The 2,803-nt window shown below is 65.6% G+C and carries 3 protein-coding genes; all 3 read left to right on the top strand.

The window, feature by feature from the left end; all coding sequences use genetic code 11:
- Positions 1–325: helix-turn-helix transcriptional regulator (locus A5652_RS10570; RefSeq protein ID WP_156745265.1), on the top strand; the 325-nt coding region annotated here is incomplete at its 5' end.
- A gap of 93 nt (positions 326–418) precedes the next feature.
- Positions 419–1,147, top strand: coding sequence for a TetR/AcrR family transcriptional regulator (locus tag A5652_RS10575; RefSeq protein ID WP_156745266.1), 729 nt, complete (start codon positions 419–421; stop codon positions 1,145–1,147).
- A gap of 150 nt (positions 1,148–1,297) precedes the next feature.
- The coding region (locus A5652_RS10580) for an NAD(P)/FAD-dependent oxidoreductase (protein WP_067350286.1) at positions 1,298–2,803 on the top strand (1,506 nt) is incomplete at its 3' end.

The raw sequence follows: 2,803 nt of genomic DNA on the forward strand, positions 1-2,803 counted from the left end.
GCCGGCGGTGCGGCGTGCGATCGCCTACCTCGAGGATTCCGCGGCCGAGGACGTCCGGATCGTCGACGTGGCGGCTGCCGCGCGGTTGAGCCCGCGCGCCCTTCAGGAAGCCTTCCGTAAGCACCTGGACACGACGCCCATGGCATACCTGAAGTCGATCCGTCTGGCTCGGGCGCACGCCGACTTACGGCAGGCATCTGTCGAGGATGGGACGACCGTGGCAGCGGTCGCATTCCGCTGGGGCTTCGGCAACCTCGGCCGGTTCGCGGCCGACTACCGGCGAGAATTCCGCCGCTCGCCGAGGGAAGTCCTGCGTGGGCCGTAGCGCCGCGGCCTAGACCAGGGCATCGCAACGCCGCACCGCCGGCTAATCGCGGTCTGCCCAGGTCAGAAGCCGCCACCAGGTAAAGTGCTTGACGTGGTGAGAATTCCCCGACCCCACCCCAGCGTCAAGCCTGGGGCCAAGGTCGACGCCCGTAGCGAACGCTGGCGCGAACACCGCAAGAAAGTGCGCAACGAAATCGTCGACGCGGCGTTCCGCGCGATCGACCGCCTCGGGCCCGAACTCAGCGTCCGAGAAATCGCGGAGGAGGCCGGCACCGCCAAACCGAAGATCTACCGCCATTTCCACGACAAATCCGACCTGTTCGAGGCGATCGGGGAGCGGCTGCGCGACATGCTGTGGGCGGCGATCTTCCCGTCCATCGACCTGAAAACGGACTCGGCACGGGAGGTGATCCGGCGCAGCGTCGAGGAGTACGTGATCCTGGTCGACAAGCATCCCAACGTGCTGCGCGTGTTCATCCAGGGCCGATCGGCCGCCACCCCACAAGTCCTCAACGAGGGACGCGGAATCACCCTGGCGGTGGCCGACATGTTCGACAACGAACTCCGCGAGATGGAGCTCGACCACGCGGCGGTCGAACTCGCCGGGCACGCGGCGTTCGGCTGTGCCGCGTCGGCCACCGAGTGGTGGCTGGGTCCCGAGCCGGAAAGCCCGCGGCTGATGTCGCGTGAGCAGTTCGTTGCGCACCTGACGACCATCATGATGGGGGTGATCGTCGGCACCGCCGAGGCGCTGGGCATCAGGATGAATCCTGACCTGCCGATTCACGACATGGTGGCCGGCAACTCGGCCGCGATCTGAGCGACCCGCGGCGTTGACAAGCGCCGCGGCCATCGATAACACTCGTCCAAACCGATACCCTGGGTACTGGGTATCTGCGTCAGCCGAGCCGGAGCCGAAAACGCCGGCCAGCGCCGACCCGACAGACCTGGATAGAAAGACCGATCGACCGTGACCGACGTCGTAACACAAACCGAGACAGTCCCCGCGGCCACCGCCCACAAGCCGGTGCACACGCGCGCCGTCATCATCGGGACCGGATTCTCCGGACTCGGGATGGCGATCGCGCTGCAGAAGCAGGGCGTGGGCTTCGTCATCCTGGAAAAGGCCGACGACATCGGCGGCACCTGGCGAGACAACAGCTATCCCGGGTGCGCCTGCGACATCCCGTCGCACCTGTACTCGTTCTCATTCGAGCCCAAACCCGACTGGAAGAACCCGTTCTCCTTCCAGCCCGAGATCTTGGACTACCTCAAAGGGGTCACCGACAAGTACGGGTTGCGCCGCTACGTCGAGTTCAACTCGCTGGTCGATCGCGCGCACTGGGACGATGACGAGAACCGCTGGCACGTGTTCACCGCCGACGGGCGCGAGTACGTCGCGCAGTTCCTGATCTCGGGTGCCGGCGCGCTGCACATCCCGTCCATGCCCGACATCGAGGGGCGCGACGAATTCCGTGGCGCCGCTTTCCATTCCGCGGAGTGGGACCACAGCGTCGACCTGACCGGCAAGCGCGTGGCGGTGATCGGGACCGGCGCGAGCGCGATCCAAATCGTGCCGGAAATCATCGACCAGGTCGCCGAACTTCAGCTCTACCAACGCACCCCACCGTGGGTGGTGCCGCGTTCGAACCCCGAGATCCCGCCGGCGGTGCGCCGGGCCATGGAGAACGTGCCCGGTCTGCGTGCGCTGGTCCGCCTCGTCATCTATTGGGGGCAGGAGGCGCTGGCCATCGGCATGACCAAGCGGCCGAAATTGTTGAAGTTCATCGAGGTCTACAGCAAGTACAACATTCGCCGGTCGGTCAAGGACAAGGAGTTGCGTCGCAAGCTGACCCCGAATTACAGCATCGGCTGTAAGCGAATCCTGAACTCCACCACGTATTACCCTGCGGTTGCCAACCCCAAGACCGAACTGGTCACCGACCACATCGCGCGGATCACCGCCGACGGCATCGTCACCGCCGACGGGACGCACCGGCAGGCCGACGTGATTGTGTATGCCACCGGCTTCCACGTCACCGACTCCTACACCTACGTCCAGATCAAGGGCCTGCACGGCGAGGACCTGGTGGACCGGTGGAACCGCGAGGGCATCGGCGCGCACCGCGGGATCACCATCGCCGACGTGCCCAACCTGTTCTTTCTGCTGGGGCCCAACACCGGGTTGGGACACAACTCGGTGGTCTTCATGATCGAGTCCCAGATCCGTTACGTCGCAGACGCGATCGCGACCTGCGACAAGCTGGGCGCACAGGCGCTGGCCCCGACCCGCGCCGCCCAGGACGAATTCAATGACGAGCTGCAACGCAGACTCGGCCCGTCGGTGTGGAACAGCGGCGGCTGCAGCAGCTGGTATCTGGACGAGCACGGCAAGAACACCGTGCTCTGGGGCGGCTACACCTGGGAGTACTGGCGGGCGACGCGTTCGGTCAAGCCGGACGAATATCAGTACAGT

Origin of the sequence: Mycobacterium sp. 1165178.9, from assembly GCF_001673555.1 — a bacterium.
GTDB lineage: Bacteria > Actinomycetota > Actinomycetes > Mycobacteriales > Mycobacteriaceae > Mycobacterium.